The sequence below is a fragment of the Halarchaeum nitratireducens genome (assembly GCF_017874695.1).
Classification (GTDB): domain Archaea; phylum Halobacteriota; class Halobacteria; order Halobacteriales; family Halobacteriaceae; genus Halarchaeum; species Halarchaeum nitratireducens.
The window spans coordinates 27,083-46,930 of the sequence record NZ_JAGIKY010000017.1 but is presented as its reverse complement, the minus strand read 5'-3'; the positions used below and the strand labels follow the sequence as shown (position 1 = coordinate 46,930).

20 protein-coding genes and 2 pseudogenes are annotated in these 19,848 nt (G+C 62.7%); 12 read left to right on the top strand and 10 right to left on the bottom strand.

The features are described from left to right. Positions 1-41 precede the first annotated feature (41 nt). Both J2754_RS14565 and J2754_RS14560 read right to left on the bottom strand, forming a co-directional pair. Positions 42-269 (bottom strand): annotated as a pseudogene (locus J2754_RS14565) (transposase domain-containing protein); the annotation flags it as partial. Between the two features lie 79 nt (positions 270-348). Further along, positions 349-1,671, bottom strand: a complete 1,323-nt coding sequence (locus tag J2754_RS14560; RefSeq protein ID WP_211087866.1) for a transcription initiation factor IIB family protein — start codon at positions 1,669-1,671, stop codon at positions 349-351. Between the two features lie 183 nt (positions 1,672-1,854). On the opposite strand from J2754_RS14560, the gene J2754_RS16670 reads away from it, so the two are divergent. The 7 genes and pseudogenes from J2754_RS16670 to J2754_RS14525 all read left to right on the top strand — a co-directional run bounded on the left by J2754_RS16670 (position 1,855) and on the right by J2754_RS14525 (position 7,726). Next, positions 1,855-2,412, top strand: a complete 558-nt coding sequence (locus J2754_RS16670; RefSeq protein WP_342590131.1) for a YgjP-like metallopeptidase domain-containing protein — start codon at positions 1,855-1,857, stop codon at positions 2,410-2,412. Between the two features lie 487 nt (positions 2,413-2,899). Next, the gene (locus J2754_RS14550) at positions 2,900-3,118 is read left to right on the top strand and encodes a hypothetical protein (RefSeq protein ID WP_211087865.1); all 219 of its coding nucleotides are present in this window, start codon (positions 2,900-2,902) and stop codon (positions 3,116-3,118) included. Between the two features lie 97 nt (positions 3,119-3,215). Beyond that, positions 3,216-3,362, top strand: a complete 147-nt coding sequence (locus tag J2754_RS14545; protein ID WP_211087864.1) for a hypothetical protein — start codon at positions 3,216-3,218, stop codon at positions 3,360-3,362. Then, complete coding sequence (locus J2754_RS14540; protein ID WP_188879566.1) at positions 3,355-5,016, top strand: sodium/proline symporter; 1,662 nt, start codon at positions 3,355-3,357, stop codon at positions 5,014-5,016. Before J2754_RS14545 ends, J2754_RS14540 begins: the two co-directional genes overlap by 8 nt. Continuing rightward, on the top strand, positions 5,017-5,526 hold the full coding sequence (locus tag J2754_RS14535; RefSeq protein ID WP_211087863.1) for a hypothetical protein: 510 nt from the start codon (positions 5,017-5,019) through the stop codon (positions 5,524-5,526). A 149-nt stretch (positions 5,527-5,675) separates the two neighbouring features. Further along, positions 5,676-5,984 (top strand): annotated as a pseudogene (locus tag J2754_RS14530) (SDR family NAD(P)-dependent oxidoreductase); the annotation flags it as partial. Positions 5,985-6,526: 542 nt separating this feature from the next. Next, positions 6,527-7,726, top strand: a complete 1,200-nt coding sequence (locus J2754_RS14525) for an orc1/cdc6 family replication initiation protein (RefSeq protein ID WP_211087862.1) — start codon at positions 6,527-6,529, stop codon at positions 7,724-7,726. 176 nt (positions 7,727-7,902) lie between these two features. Here J2754_RS14525 and J2754_RS14520 read toward each other — a convergent pair whose 3' ends face one another. The 8 genes from J2754_RS14520 to aglJ all read right to left on the bottom strand — a co-directional run bounded on the left by J2754_RS14520 (position 7,903) and on the right by aglJ (position 14,501). After that, on the bottom strand, positions 7,903-8,043 hold the full coding sequence (locus J2754_RS14520; protein WP_188879570.1) for a hypothetical protein: 141 nt from the start codon (positions 8,041-8,043) through the stop codon (positions 7,903-7,905). Positions 8,044-8,068: 25 nt separating this feature from the next. Next, positions 8,069-8,557 carry a type II toxin-antitoxin system death-on-curing family toxin gene (locus J2754_RS14515; RefSeq protein WP_188879571.1) on the bottom strand — a complete coding sequence of 163 codons (489 nt, stop codon included), beginning with the start codon at positions 8,555-8,557 and terminating at the stop codon, positions 8,069-8,071. 154 nt (positions 8,558-8,711) lie between these two features. Further along, positions 8,712-9,236 carry a hypothetical protein gene (locus J2754_RS14510; RefSeq protein ID WP_188879572.1) on the bottom strand — a complete coding sequence of 175 codons (525 nt, stop codon included), beginning with the start codon at positions 9,234-9,236 and terminating at the stop codon, positions 8,712-8,714. A gap of 325 nt (positions 9,237-9,561) precedes the next feature. Then, entirely contained in the window at positions 9,562-9,993 is a 432-nt protein-coding gene (locus tag J2754_RS14505) for an HVO_A0114 family putative DNA-binding protein (RefSeq protein ID WP_188879574.1), read from the bottom strand. Beyond that, on the bottom strand, positions 9,983-10,288 hold the full coding sequence (locus tag J2754_RS14500; RefSeq protein WP_188879576.1) for a toxin-antitoxin system TumE family protein: 306 nt from the start codon (positions 10,286-10,288) through the stop codon (positions 9,983-9,985). Before J2754_RS14500 ends, J2754_RS14505 begins: the two co-directional genes overlap by 11 nt. A 333-nt stretch (positions 10,289-10,621) precedes the next feature. Beyond that, positions 10,622-11,539: an NAD-dependent epimerase/dehydratase family protein gene (locus J2754_RS14495; protein ID WP_188879578.1), complete on the bottom strand. Its 918-nt coding sequence runs from the start codon at positions 11,537-11,539 to the stop codon at positions 10,622-10,624. A 344-nt stretch (positions 11,540-11,883) separates the two neighbouring features. Beyond that, entirely contained in the window at positions 11,884-13,071 is a 1,188-nt protein-coding gene (locus J2754_RS14490; RefSeq protein ID WP_188879580.1) for an orc1/cdc6 family replication initiation protein, read from the bottom strand. 521 nt (positions 13,072-13,592) lie between these two features. Continuing rightward, a complete protein-coding gene (gene aglJ / locus J2754_RS14485; protein ID WP_188879581.1) occupies positions 13,593-14,501 on the bottom strand; it encodes an S-layer glycoprotein N-glycosyltransferase AglJ in 909 nt (302 codons plus the stop codon). A gap of 271 nt (positions 14,502-14,772) precedes the next feature. Here aglJ and J2754_RS14480 point away from each other — a divergent pair, with 271 nt between their 5' ends. From J2754_RS14480 to J2754_RS14460, 5 genes are all read left to right on the top strand, one after another. Beyond that, positions 14,773-15,633, top strand: a complete 861-nt coding sequence (locus tag J2754_RS14480; protein ID WP_188879582.1) for a TrmB family transcriptional regulator — start codon at positions 14,773-14,775, stop codon at positions 15,631-15,633. A gap of 82 nt (positions 15,634-15,715) precedes the next feature. Beyond that, the gene (locus J2754_RS14475; protein WP_188879583.1) at positions 15,716-16,858 is read left to right on the top strand and encodes an NAD-dependent epimerase/dehydratase family protein; all 1,143 of its coding nucleotides are present in this window, start codon (positions 15,716-15,718) and stop codon (positions 16,856-16,858) included. Further along, positions 16,773-17,753 (top strand): NAD-dependent epimerase/dehydratase family protein, encoded by a 981-nt coding sequence (locus J2754_RS14470; protein WP_407647968.1) that lies wholly within the window; start codon positions 16,773-16,775, stop codon positions 17,751-17,753. Before J2754_RS14475 ends, J2754_RS14470 begins: the two co-directional genes overlap by 86 nt. Next, on the top strand, positions 17,750-18,697 hold the full coding sequence (locus tag J2754_RS14465) for an NAD-dependent epimerase/dehydratase family protein (protein WP_188879585.1): 948 nt from the start codon (positions 17,750-17,752) through the stop codon (positions 18,695-18,697). Before J2754_RS14470 ends, J2754_RS14465 begins: the two co-directional genes overlap by 4 nt. Beyond that, positions 18,694-19,848 (top strand): sugar phosphate nucleotidyltransferase, encoded by a 1,155-nt coding sequence (locus tag J2754_RS14460; RefSeq protein WP_188879587.1) that lies wholly within the window; start codon positions 18,694-18,696, stop codon positions 19,846-19,848. The genes J2754_RS14465 and J2754_RS14460 overlap by 4 nt, the downstream gene beginning before the upstream one ends.

The following is a 19,848-nucleotide window of genomic DNA, read 5'->3' as shown; positions in this document are numbered from 1 at the left end:
CCCTCGATTGGCGTCTTTCCGTCGAGATCTTGGTGCGGTCTCTAACGGTTGTAGTAGTGCGGGAATCGTTCAAGCTATTCGCGTATACTCGACCGACTGCCCACCCACGAGCTATGGCAGTAGTCGGCGCGCATTTTGAGGGTGTAAAACCACTTCTCGATGAAGTTCCGCTCAGTATAGTTGATCCGACCCCTCAATCCTAATCGACTAAGAGCAGTCCGATAGCCAAATTGGTCAACGAGAGGTACAGTGTCTGAGAGGTCGTATTGGACTAACCGCCCGGGCCCGACGGAGGGTTCGTGTCGCGACGTGGTAGAATCCCACGGGGCTGAGGCCCGACCTTGCCTCTCAGTCACTCTGGGCGAACCGTTCTCGGAGCGCGGCTTCACGCGTCTCGAACTGCTCGATGTCGGCCCGAAGGTCGCGCTCAACGCGTTCGACTTGGGCGAGCGCGGCGTGGTCGTCGAGACCAGTCTGACCATCGTCCCTCGTCGTCTCACTCACCTGTTGTCGGTACGTCCGCGTGAGTTGATCGAGCGTGCCTGCGGGGTTGAACAGGATGTCGTTAGCCACCCGAACGTACCGGTCGAGTGCCGCGCCCTCCTTACCGGTGTAGAAGTGGGTGAGGGCGTGCGTCGCGCCCGAGTGGAGTGTCCACATGTCGATCTCGAAGGGATCGTCGGCCTCGGCACGGGCGTCGCTGGCCGCGCGCTCAGCGAGGTAGTCGGGGAAGTCGAGGAGGGCGTAGAAGGTCTCGACGTCGAAGGGCACCTTGCGGAGGTCGAGCGTGATCTCGCGGGCATCAGTGATGAAGGCCGCGAGGTCGTCAGCGACGATCTGGAGTTGGCCGAGGAGGCGCTCCCACCAGGTCTCGAAGGACTGGACGTCCCCGACGTGCTTGACGGTTCGGCGATCCGTCAGCGCGTGGATCGAGTTCGCGCAGTAGGAGTCCTGTGCGAACCCCTCGACGTAGACCGCGTGGCCGCCGAAGAAGTCGTAGCCGGAGGAGAACCCGACCGCGATCGGTTCTTCGCGCCCCGGGAGCGTGACGGAGAGGCCGTCGAAGAGGACGTCCATGTGGACCTCGCCGCCACCACGGTACTGTCTGATCGCGCCGAAGATGACGTCGCCGAGCGGCCGGACGTCGATTGTCTCCTCGGCGACGACGGCTTCGAGAGGCGTGTAGACGTCGTGGGGGTTGATGATCGCATAGCTATCCGTCGGCACGTGGAAGAGCGGGTCGACGCCGCGCGCGCGTGGGCGGCGAGACGCTCCGGATAGAGGGCGGACGCGGACTCGCGGACAGCGCGGGGGCAGTCGACCGCGGCGATGCTGGGTGCGGAGGCGCGCGAGCTGGCGACGTTTGCGCGACGTGAGCGTGTTCCCGCGTGCATCCCGCTTCCACCCGATCTCACTGGAGAGCCCGCGATCGTGTCGGCCTTCGGTGAGCGGTGGGCCGGTCCGCTCGACGGTCTCCTCCTCGTCGAACCCCGTGTAGAGTCGTCCACGGTGGTCGATCCGGTACTCATCGATGACGAGCCCGCACTCGACGCACGCCGTTTCGCCGCCGTCGGTCGCCGTGTCGCCTTCGCACTCCGGGCACCCCGGATCGGTCGGCAGTGTCTGTCCGTCGTCCTCGTCGAACTGTCGCTCGTAGATACGGCTACTCATGGTCGTGTCCGGGACGGCTCTCCGGGCCGCCCCGCGCCCGTCAGGGGCGGCCCACAAACGGCGACTGGAGTCGACCGCAAAGCCAAACCCGGGCACTGATGTCGAGAGAGACTAGCGAGAGCGCGACCTAGAGAGGAGACATCACTCATCTGCGCTTTTTGTCAGTCGGCAGCCCGGTGTCGCGTGTCTGCTACTGCCGTGTTTGAGGAGCGTCTACACGTCCCGCTCCCATCTCTCCCCGAACAGCACCGCATCGCCGACATCCTCTCGACAGTTGATGAGCAAATTCAGCGGACGGACGAGATCATCGAGGAAACGGAGGCGTTGAAGCGTGGCCTGATGCAGGGCTTGCTTACGACCGGTCCCGGGGACAACGTGGGGACGACAGAAGCGAGGATCGGGCCGATGCCGGTCGAGATTGCCGACAACTGGGAGGTGGACTATTTCGACGACGTGATCGAACTGAATCCCAACGACGACGTGCCAAACGAGGATTCGTTCCCATTCCTCCCGATGGACGCGGTGAATGAAGACACCCGTACCGTCGATTACTGGGAAGAACGCGACGCCGAGGACTGCACACGACCTCGATTCCGTAATTACGTCCTCGTCCACGAGTTCGTTCACGCGAAGCATCCACAACACTCGGATCGGTTCTGGAACGCCGTTGGAACGGTGCTCCCGGACTACTCGGACCGTCGGCGGTGGTTGCGTGTCAACGGGAATACGTTGACAGTGTGAGTGCAACGAGCTGAGACGATTGCCGTGCACGCTCCGGTCTCGCTATGCGGGTCGTGGTCGGACGTGCGGAACTCGGGTCCATCGCCAGTCTTGCACACGACGCTGACGGGCTCGCGCTCGGGGGCAGGAACCGCCTCAGGGGCGTTGAGACTGGAACTATCGGTGTGGTCGGTGTCGATTCGCCGCTGTCGGACTGGACGTTGGTCGTCTCGAATCCCTCATCCCTTTGGGGGACCAACACTCGCGAGCGCCGAAGAGACACTGACCACGACCACGAGAACTCCGAATCACCCACTGAAAGCGGTAGCAGAATTCGAGAGTAGTCGGGGGAAATCAACGGGCGGTACGTGCGGCCACATCAGAAACAGTCTCGAAAACAGCACTGGTGGCGACAGAGAACGGTAGCACTACGCAGAGATGGAGCCGATCGATCGGGCCACCACATCCTCGGTGCGGACGACGGTCTCGCTGGCCAGCAGTCCCCCGCGTGAGCAGCGGTGACGGGACGCTCGAACTCGACGTGGGTGATGGCGTCCCGATCGATTTCGAACGACTCTCACTCATCGCCGAGCGTCTCGGCGACGCTACTCGCTCCGCGATCGACGAGTCGTCGCCGACTGCACCAGACCGACTCGTCTGTGTCTTCGAGCCCGCGCTCTATCCGGTACGCGTCGGAGAAGCGCGCCGTACCCCGCGCCGAAGTTAGACATACGTGTAGTTATATCCTAAATATCTCGCTCTAACACGCCACATGGGCTTTTTATTCAAAGCATTTATACATAGATGGGGCGGACGGGTGAACGATGCCAGACGGAAACTCGACTACCCTGTTATACCTGTTCGGGCCGTTCGCCGTGTACTTGGCGATGCTCGTCGTCTACTACGTCTGGGAGGGCAGACGGGGGCGTCGCCTCCACGAGACGTACGAGACGGAGGGCGAGCATGCCTAGTGGGATCGCGGGCGCCGCGGGCACGTGGGTGCTCGGCACGTTCGCCGCGTACCTCCTCGTCCTCCTCGGGATCGGCCTCTACTCCTCGCAGTTGATGGACACCGTCGACGACTACGTCATCGGCGGCCGCGAGGTCGGCCCCGTCGTCACTGGGTTCTCCGAGCGCGCCTCCGAGATGAGCGGGTGGCTCACCCTCGGCGTTCCCGGCGACGCCTACAACACCGGTGTCATGGCGTTCTACAACGGCCTCGGCATGATCCCGGCCGACCTCTTCGCGTGGGCGGGCATGGCCAAGCGCCTCCGCAAGTACTCCGAGATCGTCCGCGCCGTCACGCTCCCGACGTTCTTCGCGACGCGCCTCCAGGACGACACCGGCCTCGTGAAGGGCATCTCCGCCGTGCTGCTCATGCTCTTCGAGGGCGGCTACGTCGGCGCGCAGATCGTCGCCGCCGGCACCCTCCTCCAGGTCCTCACCGGCGTCTCCCCGCTCGTGGGGATCCTCGCCGGCGGCGTCATCGTCGTCGGCTACACGATGCTCGGCGGCTATTTCGCCGTCGCGTGGTCCGACTACTTCCAGGGCGCCATCATCCTCGCCGCCTTCATCCTCCTGCCCGTCCTCGCGTTCACCACCTACGGACTCCCCTTCGACGACCTCGCCGCGATGGGCGGCGGCCTCTCCAGCGTCACCGCCGGAATGACCGGCTGGGCCGCCGTCTTCGGCATCATCAGCTACGCCGCGATCGGCCTCGGCATCCCCGGCAACCCGCACGTGATGGTGCGCTTCATGGGCATCGACGAAGTCGAGAACATCCGTCTCGCCGCCGTCGTCGCCCAGCTCTTCATGTTCGTCGCGTACATCGGCGCCGGCTTCGTCGGCCTCTACGGCCTCGTCGTCTTCGGCGGCGGTATCTCCAACACGGACAACGTCATGCCGATGCTCACCCTCGACCTCTTCCCCGGCTGGCTCGCCGGCATCATCCTCGCCGCCGCGCTCGCCGCGATGATGTCGAGCGCGGACTCCCAGCTCCTCGTCGCCACCAGCGCCGTCGTCGAGGACGTCTACCACGGCTTCGTCGACCCCGACGCGAGCGACGAGACCCTCGTGCGGTACTCCCAGCTCGTCACGCTCGCGCTCGGCGCCAGCAGCATCGTCTTCGCGTACGTCGCGAAGGACACTCCCATCTACACGCTCGTCCTCGACTACGCCTGGGGCGGCCTCGGCGCCGCCATCGGCCCGACGCTCATCGCCGCGCTCTGGTGGAAGCGCGTCACCGCGACGGGCTCCGCTGCGAGCATGATCGTCGGCGCCGGGACGATGATCCTCTGGACGCAGCTCTCGACCGTCCTCGGCGCGCTCGGCCTCGGCGGCCTCACCGAGGGCTCGGGCTTCGTTGCGAACTTCCTCGGCGTCTACGGGCTCTTCCCCGCGTTCATCCTCTCCGTCCTCGTCCTCGTCGTCGTCTCCCTCCTCACCCAGCCCCCGGAGGGCGTCGACGAGCACTTCGACGTCTTCGATAAACCCCTCGCGGCCGTCGTCGAGGAGGACACCCCGGAGTACGCGACCGACGGCGGGCGCGACTACGCCCCGAAGGCCGTCACTGAGACCGACACCATCCGCGCGCACGTCGACGCCGCGGACTACTGGGAGGAGTAGATGGCCGCCGAACCCACCGACGACGCGCCCGACCCGCGAACCGGCACGCGTCGTGCGTCCGCGACCCTCGACGTCATCCCGCCGCACGTCGAGCGCGGTGACGTGGACGCCGACGGCCGCGTCGGCGCCGTCGCCTACCCCTACCGGGTCTACGAGGCGAACGCCACGATCGAGCGGGCGTTCCTCCCGGAGCGCGAGGTGTCGTACGTCGCGAGCGTCGACCGCGCACGCAACCTCGTCCTCCGCGCCGACACCGTCCCGGACGTCGAATCGCACGACGTCGACGACGTGCTCGTGCTCCCCGCCGACCTCCCCGCGGAGCTCTGCCGCGAGCGCGCCCACGACACCGTCTTCGAGTGGACGGCGCGGAAGTTCGCGCTCGGGAGCGCTCCCGACGTCGACCTCGGGCGCGGCGTCGACGCCCGCAAGCTCTTCTGGCTCGCCGAGCGCGACGACGACGACGTCATCGTCGACAGCGTCACCGGCGACGAGTCGCGCCTCGACGGCTGATCGACTCGTCCTCTCGCGGCGAGAAGCGGAAATCGACGGAGCGTCTCCCCTTCACGCACCGAGGCACGTCTGCGCCGGGGCGCTCCTCACGCCCGTCCCGTGTCGCCGGTGTCCGAACGCATTTCGGATCGGCAGTCCAACGCGTCGCTATGACGCGAACCGCCGTCATCGCCGGTGTCGGCCCCGGACTGGGTGCGTCGCTCGCCCGAACGTTCGCCGCGGAGGGCTGTCGAGTCGCGCTGTTCGCGCGCTCGACGGAGTACATCGAGGAGCTCGCCGACGACCTCCCCGATCCGGGTGAGGGACTCGCGGTCACGGTCGATCTCGCGGATGTCGAGGCGATCCGCGAGGCCTTCGGGACCGTCCGCGAGGAATTCGGCCCCGTGGACGTGCTCGTGAACCACGCGAGCGCGGCGTCGTGGACCGGCCTCATGGACAGGGACGTTGTGAAAGGCGAAAACTGAGAGAGACTCACCACCTCCAGATTGTTAGCGTTGAGTAGTCGGTCCAATACCTGCGGGGAGTGTTCTCTCAAGGGGTGTTCAATTCACTAAGGACGTCACGAACGACCTCGTACGCGATGTCACTCTCCTATATGTAGTAGAAGCTCATGATCTGGAAAATAATCATCTTGGTAATGACTTGGATGTTGTTCCTGCAGACTACCCTGCCAGATGCACAGAAGTCCCGCTGACCCATCTCGGGACAACCGCGTCTCCCTTCTTTGTGTCGTGTCGTTGGTTGATCGTACGGAGACAGTACGTTTCGTATGCTTTGTCGCAGGTGGTCTCTCCAGTCCCCTCATCGGGGGAGTACAATTCGTATGCTTTCCCCACGTTCGTCCCGATGGGCCGACAATATATCGGCGGGGGACAGTACATTTCGTATGTTATCTGCCCATAAATGCGGTCTTAGATCTATATGAGGCGGACGATATTAGCAATCGAAGCAAGCGAAAGGTAGTTTTATATGTTAACTCGCCGATGGCTCTGTTACGCACATGGTCACGTCGTTCGATGATTTCACAGATACGCTCTTCGCAGACAAGAGCGTCCTCACTGAGCGCCACCAACCTGACGAGATTCTCGAACGCGATGACGAGATTGAGCAATATCACTACGCCCTCCGAGACATTCTATTCGGTCGCGATCCGGAGAACATCATGCTCTACGGGAAGGCCGGACTTGGAAAAACTGCGGTCACGAACTACATGATGGCTGAGCTTCAAGAGGCAGTCGCAGAGCGCCCCGCAGCGGATGACCTCTACGTACACCAGATTAACTGCAACGGAATGACCCTCTACCAGACGCTCCGCTATCTCGTCAACGACCTCCTCCCGCCGAACGCGAGTGAGTTTCCGAAACGTGGCCTTGGGGTCACTGACGCGTTTGAAGAACTCTACGCTCAACTCAATCAACGGGGCGGCACACATCTTCTTGTGTTCGACGAGATCGATCACCTCGACGACGTCGACACCCTACTCTACGAACTCCCGCGAGCGCCCTCGAACGGAAAGCTCACCGACGCTAAGGTCGGCGTGATCGGAATCTCGAACAACTACACGTTCCGGAAGAGTCTCTCGTCGAAGGTTCGAGACACCCTGATGGAGACGGAAATCTCGTTCGGATCGTACGATGCAGAGGAGTTGCGGACAATCCTCTCGGATAGAGCTGAACGCGCATTCGTTGAGGGGACATGCGACGAGGCAGCCATCGCGAAAGCAGCAGCTCTCGCGGCACGCGATATGGGGAACGCCCGCCAAGCGATCGATATGCTCCGGGTTGGCGCTGAAGTTGCTGAGGAGAACGGCGATTTACAAGTCACCGACGCCCACATCAGCGATGCTCAAGAGCGGGTACGGCGTGGGCGTCTGCAGAACCGAATTCGCGATCAGACGCAGCATGCCCAATACGTCCTTGAGACGATCGCGCTTCTTGAGCAAAGGGATCGTGCACCGACACGTTCCAAGGAGATCAAGGAGCATTACGAGGGCGTTGCAGAGTCATGGGCCTCTGATCCCCTTACCACGCTCAAGAGCATTCAGGATCACCTCGCGGACCTCCACATGCTTGGCTTCCTTACCCGTCACGACAAAAATGATGGCCTAAGTGGTGGACAACACTACGAGTACGAGCTCGACCTTGACGCGGATCTCGTTTTGGAGACGCGCCAGACGATCGAGGGAGCCGATATTCGCTGAATACGTGACGAGAGCATCGAAACAGATTGCTTGATCCGTCTTCAAGACGCCTGCGAACAGTGCTGTCCTCTCGTGTCGTCCGACGTGGAGAGCATACGAAACGTACTGTGTTGGAGGACACAGCACAACGGATCACTCTCTGCTGCTCTCCAAAAGCATACGAAACGTACTGCCTCTCACTCGTGTTCGAGTGCGTCGTAGATCCCGCGGTTCGCGTCCCGGTCTGCTGCTGCGACTCGACGCACGAGTTCTCCTCGAATGTCTTCCATCACGTCGTCAAGCGGAGTGGCTGATTCAGCTCCTTCCTCAGTCGCCATGATTGAGATCCCGGTCCGAGTGCCGTTAATCGTTCGGGTCTGCTGAGTCACCGGTTAGTTCCGCTAGTCCGTACTGAATGATGTCGTCACGCCACTGTTCGATTTCTCCCGCCAAGTCTATGTTCTCCGTCTGTGATCGCAGGTAATCGATCGTCTCTCCTTCGTCGACGGTTGCCTCATCGGTTCCGAACTGCTTGAGGACCGAGATGATCTCGTCGTCGTAGTCGAATTGGTAGCCATTGAGAAAGTAGAAGACTGACGTCGTGTTGAGTGCAGTCCGTTTGTTGGCGTCGACAAACGGATGGTTAGTCACCAACAGGCGGAGCAGGTGAAACGCCTTCTCGTGAATCGTTTCAGGTACCGCTCCAAACGCCCCCTCTTCGATGTAGGTCAGCGCGAACGCAATGTCTCCCTGGTTCTGGATACCGGACGCTGTGTCTGTGTATTCTGCGACGATATCGTCGTAGATGGCAAGAACGTTCCCCACGGATGGATACCAGAACGACTCAGCCATTCGGTTGTACTTCCAAGCTGAGTCGGTGTAACCCTTTTCGTCGTCCAGAATCGGGCTTCGCTGAATCCCCCACTACTGTTGAGCAGTGCATTCGTCGTGACCTAACGATTTGACTATCGACTATCGCGGTGTAGGACATGGCGCCCTCTCTCTTCTAGAACTGGGTTGTGTCAGGTTCGTCGGGTTTGAACGAGTCGGAACCATCGCCACCACGGCGGCCGAGGAAGACGATGGCGTCGAGGGCGCCGCGGGTAAAACGGGCTTCGTACGACCAGAAGAATCCGTCCCTGATGTCGTCGCGCGACCCGTGGAACTCGAAGGTTCCGTGCATGTTGTGGTCAAGCCAGAACTCTTCGGCGACGGTCTGCGTTCGCGGTGCCGCCGGGGAGAGCCCCCGTTCGAGGCAGTCGCTCAGAGTCGCGTCCTCACAGAACGCGACGTAGTCCGCCCACGAGTCGAAGCCGTGCGATTCCGCCTCAGCTCGTTTCTCCGACTCCGTCTTCTCCCGGAATTCCTCTTCGTGGCGGAGAAGGCGTCCATCCGTAGTGAGCTTGTACTGCTGTCCGGCCGGGTAGCCGATGTCCTTCGTCTGCCACTCGATCTCGCTCGGCCGTCGGTCTGCGGGGAACTTCGGAAGGTCAATCTCGTCTTCGACGACGAGCGGGTCGTACATCCCCATAGGTATCTCCGATTCGCGGAGCGGGCGCAAAATCCTTCCGTCGACTCGATCCGCTTCGGTGTGGGCTGAGTGCGACCTCTCGTTCTGCTCTCGGTATTACGACGAGATGAGTGTCGACTCAGACCGACATCGTGGGCCACACGTCGACCCTCACTCTTCGCTGTCGTTCTCGATGCCGCATTGGTTCTTCGCTTCCGAGATCGACATCGTCCGTCCAATCAGACAGAGTCACTCAAGCGACTACCAACGGCTCTTTCTCTTTCGCTTCGACCCCAAGCGACTAGGACGGGGCGACTCAATGCCGTTTGGACATCATTTCACGACGTCATGCGTGAGCGCGTTCACTGCCCGGCTCGCCGACGACCTCGATGTCGAGGTGGATGCGTTCGTAGGGGATGATGGGGCGCTTTGCGCGGCCGTCCTGCTCGAAGTAGACTATGTGTTGGTTGGCGAGAACCTGGACGTCGGCGTGGACATCGGCATAGTTGCGGTCGAGGCGGTCGGCGAGATCGCTGATACTGTCCGGTGTTTCGGTCATGATAGCGCGCATGACCGCCAGGCGACGGTCGGTGAGAAGCTTGCGGATCTCGGCGACGCTCTCGAACGTCCGCACGGCTTCGTCCGCAACGCCCTCGGAGCCGGCTTGGTCGATGGCGCGGTCGAAGACATCGTCCATGCCGCCGACGGTGATACGGAGGGTGCTGGGGTAGTTCTCTGCGTCGGCCTCGGGGTCGTCGGAATGGGTGTTATCGTTCATAGTCGGTTACTTCCTCCCGGAAGTTGGCGAGGTGGGCGTTGAGGTCCTCGAATTTGATGCCGTTGACGTCTTCTTCGCCGTTGGTCCATTCGTGGCGATGGTGATGGCCAGCGTCGTGAAGAGGGATCTGAGAGCTATCGTACCGAAGGAACTCGTCGCCGGTCTCCGGGTCATAGTACTGGAACCGGTAGTTGTACCCTCCGGGATAGTCCGTGCTCTCGACGGCGAAGAGCCGGATTCGTGTCCCATCCGCGAGGATGATGTCTTCATCGACGTGGACGTCGCCCTCAGCCATCGATACTAGAGGGTACAACCCAATATACAATAAGATTATTGGCTAATAGCCAATAGTACTATTTGTTGCTGCCTTCATCTGACTGGTCACTACCAGCGAGCGCATCGAGGACGTCTCGCTGCTCCTCAAGCCGGCCCCGCGTCGTGCTCGCTCTTTCTCCCACGCTATACCGCGGCGAAGAAGGGGGGGCCAAGCGACAGTCGGGCTCCTTCGGTGGAATCAGACGTTTCCGTCTGTGTTCAAGCAGCGTTGCTGAACGGAGGGGCAGGCCGCTTCCCTGCTCGTGCTGACTTCTCCACTGAGGAAGCGGTGCAACTCTTCGATTGAGCGACTCTACTGATACTGAGCGCAGACCTCTTCGATGCCCTCCTGGAAGGAGATTCGGGGTCCCCACCCGGTCGCCTCCGTCATCTTCGTGATGTCGGCCATGGTGTCGTGGACGTAGACGTCCTCGGGGATGGGGTTCTCGACGTACTCGGGTTCGATGTCGGTGCCCAGCCCGTCGTTGAGCATCTCGACGAGCGTGTTGAAGGAGTAGCTCTCGCCCGTGCCGAGGTTGTAGACGCCGTCGAGGCGTTCGTCGGCGGCGAGTTCGAGGCCGCGGACGATGTCGGAGACGTGCGTGAAGTCCCGGGTCTGCGTGCCGTCGCCGTAGAGGACTGGGGCGTCGCCGTGCGCCATGTCGTCGGCGAACTGCGCGATGACGTTCGCGTACTCGCCCTTGTGTTCCTCGCTCCCGCCGTAGCCCTGGTACACCGAGAAGAAGCGCATGCCCGCACAGGTGATGTCGTGGAAGTTCGAGTAGTACTCGGCGTACTTCTCGCGGGCGAGCTTCGAGGCCTCGTAGCCCGTGTTGACGTGGACGTCCATGTCCTCGGGGCTCGGCTCGGTCCGATTGCCGTAGATGGAGGACGTCGAGGCATACACGATCGTCTCGCAGCCGTCCTGGACGGCCTGCTCGACGGTGTTGACGAATCCCTCGACGTTCACGCGCGCACCGCGCTGAGGGTTCTCCTCGTGCATCGCGTACGACGAGAGCGCGGCGAGGTGAAAGACGACATCGACGTCCGTCGGGAGATCGTCGTCGAGGACGCTCGCGTCCACGTACTCCACGTCGTCGTCGAGGTTCTCGGGCGTGCCAAGATAGCCGTCGTCAAGCGCGAGGACGTCGTTGTCCGCGGCGAGGTGGTTTGCCAGATTCGACCCGATGAAGCCCGCACCCCCGGTGACGAGGATCCGCTGGTTCTGCATACCGCAGTCTGGTCGGTCGATATATATGTATCTGGCCGTCGTCGGTCTCCGTGACGGTTCGCCTCAGAACGGAGGCGTATCGGACTCCGCGGGCGTGACCGCGTCGATACTCTACCACGTCGACCGACGCGAATGGAGATCTGGAGGATACTGTGCGTGAAGCGGACCTCGTACAGAAGCCTCCGCCTCAACGTCGTCGCGTAGCCGCGAGCGCCTCTCTTTGAACTCGTGTGTCTTCGTTTCGAGGTCATCGTTTTGCTTACGCGAGACGAAAATTGAGGGAGACACACCACCCTCAGATTGTTAGCGTCGAGTGGGGGTCCGATACCGGCGAGGATGTTCTCTCAGGGGGTGTTCAACTCATCAAGAACGTCACGAACGACCCCGTACGCGATGTCACTCTCCCAGGTGTAGTAGATTCCGCCACCGCGTCCCTCGTTGTGTCGATGCCTGAGTGCGATGCCAAGCATATCGAGGTCATCAAGCTGATCACGGAACGCATCGTGTGAACGCCGCTCGACACCGTTTTCACGCGCTATTTGACAATAGGTGTCGTGGAGGGCCGCTGTTCGGATTGGGCCGCTGCTTGCTTCTGTACGGAAGGCGAGTGTGAGTGTTGCGAGTTTCGTCTGGAGTGGGAGGTCGTCAACCGCGCGCTCGATTCGACTCGCTTCGAGTTCCTCTTTTGCTGCTTCGACGATGTCGTCGGTCACGACCGCCCCACTTTCAGATTGTTTCGCGAGATCACCGGCTTCTCGCAGCAGCCGGATAGCTTGGCGTGCATCACCACTGTTCTTTGCGGCGATTGCCGCGACGTGCTCGATAACACCGTCTTGAACGACGTCATCGAGGAATGCTGACTCAGCGCGGTCCATGACGATAGTCTGCAACTCGGTGGCGTCGTATGGTGTGAAGACGAGTTCTTTCTCACAGAGAGTCGACTTCACTTTCGAGGAGAGGTTCTTCTTGAACTCGAGGTCATTACTGATACCGATGACGCCGAGTTTGACGTTTTCAACGTCGCCTTTCGATCGTGCTCGTGGGAGTTCGTAGAGCAATCCATCGTCATCACCGATTGCGTCAATCTCGTCAAGGACGACGAGGACAGTGCCCCCTAATTGATCAAGTTCATCATAGAGGTACTGGTAGACCGTTTCCGCTGGATAGCCAGTGGGACTGATCTGATCGGTTTCGTCATGGAGTTCGTTGACGAGTGCGACCGCGACTTGATAGGAGGACGAACAGTTCTGGCAGTTGAGAGTGACGACGGAGAGATCGACGGTTGGATCTTTGAATTCGTCGAGCTTCCCCAGCATATACTCCGTCACGACGGTTTTGCCGACGCCCGTCTTCCCATAGAGGAAGATGTTGTTGGGACGATTTCCGTTTGCGACGGGTGCGAGATGTGCAGCAAGCTTGTCGCGTTCCGACTCTCGCTCGAGAATTTCGGTTGGCGTGTAATCCTCGTGTAGGACGTCTCTGTTTGCCCAGATTTCGTTAAGCGATGTGAATGGATTCTCTGCCTTTCCCATGGTAGTTACTTCTCCTACAGAGACCACCATTAACAATCTGACGGTGGTGTCTGAAACAACAATAGGTGGTATGTGGAAAGGACACTGGTAGATGTTTGAGGATTTAATGGCTGAGGATACATTCTGAAGGTGGATCTTAGAATCCCAGATAGCAGTATATCGCGGAGCAATCTGACGGTGGTGTGCGTGTGTTCGTTGTCCACCGATCAATTGCTCACCAAAACAATCTGGCGGTGGTGTCCGAGGCATCGGAAGCCAGTAGGCGACTCCGAGTCTGCACCGCTGGGAGAGGGGAACGGCTGTGTGGTGGTCCGCGAGAGTGTGGTGCCCTTTCTATATCGGGTACTCACGACGGCGTCGCGGCCGTATTGATGGGGTCAAGTCCGACCGTCGTCGGCTGGACAGTCGGCGAAACCACAGGGAACAACAAAAACAAGGAGTGCGAATCAGTCCACATCTTCGAACTTCTGGGGCGAGCGTTATCGACCGACTGATCGGCGACAGCGGTTGTCGACTCGCCCTCAGTCGTCTTCCAGTCGCCGGAGCTGCTCGCGGTGGAGCGTGACGAGGAGGTCGGAGAGGACGCCGAACATGAGGAGTTGGATCCCGAGGAGGACGGTGAACGCTGAGAAGAGCGCCATGATGTTGTGCGAAACACCGGCGGTGAACCACTCGACGGCGACGTAGATCGCGGTGACGGCGCCGGCCAGCGTCGAGACGACGCCGACGCTCCCGAAGTAGAAGAGCGGGTTGTTCGTCTTGGCGAGTTTGTAGAGTGCGAAGATGATGCGCGCCCCATCGCGGAACGGTCGGAGGTTCGTGTCCGAGGCGTCCGGGCGCGCGAGATACGTGATGTCGACGACGCGGGTCTCGATGTCGTGTTTCGCGCACTTGACGGCCATCTCCGTCTCGATGGCGAAGCCGTCCGCGGTGAGGTGCATCCGCTCGAAGGACTCGACGCTGAAGGCGCGATACCCGCTCAAGATGTCCCGGTAGTCGTAGCCGTGGATGAACGCGAACGCGCGATTGATCACCGAGTTCCCGAGGCCGTTGAGCGTGCTCATCGCGCCCTCCTCCATGTCCGCGAAGCGATCGCCGATGACGTGCTCGGCGTCGCCCTCTACGAGCGGGTCGAGCATCGCGGGGGCGTCTTCTGCCCGGTAGGTGCCGTCGCCGTCGAGCATCAATACGTACGGTTCGTCGACGTGGGCGACGCCCTCGCGGACGGCTTGGCCCTTCCCCGACCCGGACTGCGTGATGACGTCCGCGCCGTGCTCGCGCGCGATCTCCCGGGTATCGTCGTCCGAGCGACCGTCGACGACGAGGATCGACTCGAACCCCTCCGCCCGGAAGTCGTCGACGACGTCGCCGACGGTCTCCGCCTCGTCGAGCGTCGGGATGAGCACGCAGACCTCGGAGTAGTCCGGCATCGATTCGAAACGCGACGCGGAGAGGGAAAAAGGATTGCGTGTTCGGTTACTGCGTCGTCTTCACGAACTTCACGGCGTCGCGGGAGACTGCCCTACTCTTCGCGGCTCTCGCTGAGGCGTTCCCAGATCTCGGTGCAACCGGCACCGTCTTCGACATCGTCCAGGTGTGCACCATCTTGGTTACTCATACTTCGAGTAACTCTCCGCGTCGAGATAAGAGTTGTGCCAATCGACCGCCACGCTATTGCGCACCACCACCCGAAGTTCGTGTATGATCGGAGACGACGAACCCGCGGACGTGCTCGAACGTCTCGACCTCACCGAGTACGAGGCGACAGCACTCGCGGAACTCCTCGCGCTCGGGCGGACGACGGCGCCCGACCTCTCGGAGGCGACCGGCATCCCGAAGGCCCGCATCTACGGCGTCCTCGACGGGCTCGCCGACCGGGGCTACGTGAAGGTGATTCCGGGCCGCCCGAAGCACTACCAACCGAAGCCACCCGAGCGCATCCTCGAGCGCGCCGTCGAGAACGAGCGCCAAGCGTTCGAGCGCTACCGGCAGGACGTCGAGGCAATGCGCGAAGAGTTTCTCGACACGTTCGAGCCGATGTACGAGGGGGCGAGCGAGGGCGTCACGCCCACGGAAGAGCTCTTCTGGGTCGTGGACGTTGGGGATCCCTCCGAGCAGGAGACACGCTCGCTCTATCGGGAGGCCGAAGAGTCAGTGTCGGTGATCACGAAGTCCTTCGAGTACTTCGAGCGCGTCGAGGAAGCGTTCGCGGACGCGCTCTCTCGCGGCGTCGACGTCGATGTCCTCTTTCTCCACCCCTCACATCTTACCGAGACGAACCGCGAGATCCAGCACGAAATCGTCGCGTATCTCCGCGAGACCTATCCCTCGGTTGACGTACGATTCAGTCGCGAGCAGCTGCCGTGGCGCGGGACGTTCGTGGACCCGAGCATGGATTACGAGACCGGCCGAGCCATCCTCCTCGTCGAGGAACGCGACGTCCCGCTCTCGATGCGGCAGGCGGCGGTCACGGAGAACGGCTCGTTCGTCGCGGGTCTCGAACGCTTCTTCGACCTTGTCTGGGAATACGAGGCGGCGAGCGCGGACAGTATCAACGAGTAGGTCGTTCCTACGCGGGCTTCGAACGCTGTGACGCGAGCGGACGGAAGACTTATGCCTTCTGTTACTCACAATTTGAGTAACTATGACCGTGCTCCTCACCGGTGCCGACGGCTACGTTGGTTGGCCGACCGCCCTCCGACTCGCCGACCGTCTCGACGACCGCGTCGTCTGCGTCGACAACGGCTATCGCCGCGAGTGGGTCGCCGAATCCGGCAGCGTCTCCGCGGTGCCCATCGACTCCCCCGAAGAGCGCTTCGCGGCCGTTGACGGTCTTTCCTACGTCGAGGGCGATCTCGCCGATCGGGAGTTCGTCGAGCAGCTCATCGAGGTGTACGAGCCGGACACTGTCCTCCACGCCGCCGCCCAGCCCTCCGCCGTCTATGCGGGAATCAACGGCGAGCGTGCGCTCTTCACCCAGCAGAACAACGTCTCGATGACGCTCAACCTCCTCCACTGCCTGCACGAGGCCGGCCTCGACGACACGCACTTCATCGAGACGACGACCACGGGGGTCTACGGCGCGCCCGAGTTCCCCATTCCTGAAGGCCCCACCGAGATGTCGAACAGTGGGGAGAGCGACGACGTGCCGTTCCCCGCGATGGGCGGCTCCTGGTACCACCAGACGAAGGCGTTCGACGCCGGGAACATGCGCCTCGCAAGCGGCGAGTGGGACATGCCCATTAGCGACGTCCGCACCGCCATCGTCTTCGGGACCGAGACGGCGGAGACGCGCGAGCACGCCTCGCCGACGCGCTTCGACTTCGACTACTACTTCGGCACCGTCGTGAACCGCTTCTGCGCGCAGGCCGTCGCAGGCTATCCCATTACCGTGTACGGGAAGGGCGAGCAGCGCAAGCCGATGGTCACGCTCGAGGACACCGTTGAGAGCCTCGTTTCCCTCGTTGAGGCTGGTCCTGCGGCGGATGACGACGTCACCGTCTACAATCAGGTGAATCGTCCCGTCGCCATCGTCGAACTCGCCGAGACCATCGCCGAGGTCGGCGAAGAGTTCGATCTCGATGCCGACGTCGAGCACTTCGAGAATCCGCGTGACGAGGACGAGGAGCACGAGATGGAGATGGATAACGAGCGCTTCCGTTCGCTCGTCGACGACGAGACAAGCCTCGAAGAGGGCATCCGTGACGTTCTTTCGACGCTCGTCGAGCACGACGAACGCATCGCTGCCCACGAGGACCGCTTCCTGCCGGGGGTGCTCTCCGATTAGCAACACCATCCTCGTCACCGGCGGCGCGGGCTACGTCGGGAGCGCGCTCGTCCCGCGCCTCCTTGCCGGAGGCTACGACGTCCGCGTCCTCGACGACTTCAGCCTCTCCACCCCCCGCAATCTGATGGGATCGTCGCTCTCCGATGTCGACTTCCACCGCGGCGACATCCGCAAGCGTGACGCCGTCGACGTGGCGATGGCGGACGTTGACGCCGTGATCCACCTCGCCGCCGTCACGGGCGCTGCGCAGTCCCACGGGATGCGCGAGCGCGTCGAGGACATCAACGTTCACGGCACCGAAGTCGTCGCGGACGCCGCGGAGGCCGCCGGCGTCGAGACGTTCGTCCTCGCCTCTTCGTGTAACGTCTACGGCGACACCCACGATGAGGAACTCGACGAGGAGTCGACGACTGCGCCCGGCAACCCCTATGCGGAGTCGAAACTCGCCTGCGAAGATATCGTCGCTGCGCGCGACTTCACCGACGTCAACCTACGGCTCGCAACGAACTTCGGTTACTCGCCGGGCGTGCGCTTCAACCTCGTCGTGAACTCCTTCGTCTTCCGCGCGCTCGCCGGCGAACCGCTCACCGTGTACGGCGACGGGACGAACTGGCGGCCGTTCCTCCACGTCAAGGACACCGCGCGCGCCTTCGAGGCCGCGCTCGACTGGCCCGCCGGAACCTACAACGTCGGCCTCGATAACTTCCGCATCGACGAGATCGCCGACGCCGTCGCCGACGTCGCCGAACGCGACATCGAGACGGACTACCTCGCGGAGCGAGACCCCGGTCCGTCCTATCACGTCCACTTCGACCGGATGCACGAGCGCGGTTTCGAACCGATGCACGACCTGCGCGAAGGTATTTCAGCCCTCGCCGCACAGTTCCAAGCATGACCGAAACGCACACCATCGGCGTCACCGGCGCCGCCGGTTACATCGGTTCGCGCGTCACACGCGAACTGTTCGCCGACGGCCACGACGTCGTCCCCGTGGACGACTTTAGCTACGGGGACGTCACCGAAATCGACGGCCGCACAGTCCGAGAACTCGACGTCCGAGACGGTGACGCGCTCCGCGATGCTTTCGACGACGTGGACGCCGTGATGCATCTTGCCGCCGTGAGCGGCGTCCAGTCCTGCGCCGAGAACGAGCGTGAGGCGTTCGACGTGAACGTCCGCGGGACTGAGACCGTCACGTGGTTCGCACGCGAACGCGGCCTCCCGCTTGTCTTCCCCTGCAGCATGGCCATCCTCGGCGAACCGACCGAGTTTCCCATCACTGCCGACCATCCGCGAGCGCCCGTCAACCACTACGGGCTGACGAAGAAAATGAGCGAGTCCGACGTCCACGATCTCGCGCGCGACGAGTTCCCCGCACACGTCTACATGAAGTCGAACCTCTACGGCCACCACGAGATCGACGGTGAGACGATCGGGAAGAACACCGTCATCAACATCTTCGTCGACCGTGCGAAGCAGGGGAAAGACCTCGAAGTCCACGCGCCCGGGACGCAGTCCCGTGACTTCATCCACGTGAAGGACGTCGCGCGGGCGTACCCACGCTCGCTTGACGTCCTCCTCGGCGCCGAGGTGGGCGCGACGACGCTTCCCATCGCGAGCGGCGAGGAGCACTCCATCCTCGAGATCGCCGAGATCGTTCGAGAAGCGGCCGCCGACGTCCGCGGAGCGGACATCGACGTCGAGATTGTCGAGAACCCGCGCGGCTCGGAGGCCGCGGGCGAGGACTTCACCGTCGACACCAGCGCGACGCAGGAAGCCATCGGCTTCGAGGCACACCACACCGTCGAGGAGACGGTCAGGGGGTTGTTGGCGGAATGAAGGCCGTGATTCTCGTGGCCGGCGAGGGCACCCGCCTCCAGCCGCTCACCGAGTCCCGGCCGAAGCCGATGCTCCGGGTGGCGAACCGACCGCTCCTCGAACACGTCGTCACGGCGGTCCGCGACGCCGGGATCGACGAGATCGTCCTCGTCGTCGGCTACCGGCGCGAACGCATCCAGAGCTACTTCGGCGACGGCGACGACTGGGGCGTCGACGTCACGTACGCGATCCAGGAGAAGCAGCTCGGGACCGGTCACGCGGTCCTGCAGGCCGAGTCGTTCGTCGAGGGGCCGTTCGTCGCGCTCAACGGCGACCGGATCGTGGAGAGCGACGACATCGAACGCGTCGTCGACGCGCTCCGCGAGACGGGCGAGACGACGCTCGCGGTCTCGCGCGCCTCGCGGCCGAGCGACTACGGCGTCGTCAGCCTGGAGGGGGACAGCGTCGTCGACATCGTCGAGAAACCCCCCAAGCACGCCGCGCCGTCGGACGTCGTGAACGCCGGCATCTACGGCTTTAGCCCCTCGATCTTCGACGCGCTCCGCGAGACGACCGCCGAGGGTGAGCTCGCCGTGACGGACACGCTCGAACGGCTCGTGGGCGCGGGCGAAGTCGAGGCGGTGATGCTCAATGGGCAGTGGATCGACGTCTCGTATCTCTGGGACCTCCTCCGCGTCAACGCCTCCATCGTGACGGCCGAGACCGCTGAATCGGCGCAGATCGACGCGAGCGCGAGCGTCCTCGGCGACGTCGCGGTAGGCGACGACGTCCGTGTTCGTCCAGGCGCGCGCGTCCTCACGGGCACGGCGCTCGGCGACAGCGCCACCGTGGGCGCGAACGCCGTCGTGGCGAACAGCGTCGTCCTGCCGGACGCGACCATCGGCGCGGGCGCGGTCGTCCGCGACGCCGTCGTCGGCGAGAACGCGACCGTCGGCCCGAATGTCACGGTCGAAGGCGGCGAAAGTGACGTTCCCGTGAATGGCCGCGTCCACGCGGACGTGCGCCTCGGCGGCGTCGTCGGCGACAACGCGCACGTCGGGGGTGCGACGACGCTCGCACCCGGGACGGTGCTCGGCAATCGCGTCGACGTTGAGACCGGGAGTCACGCCGACGGTCGGATCGAGAGCGACGCGCTGGTACGGAGGGCCTGA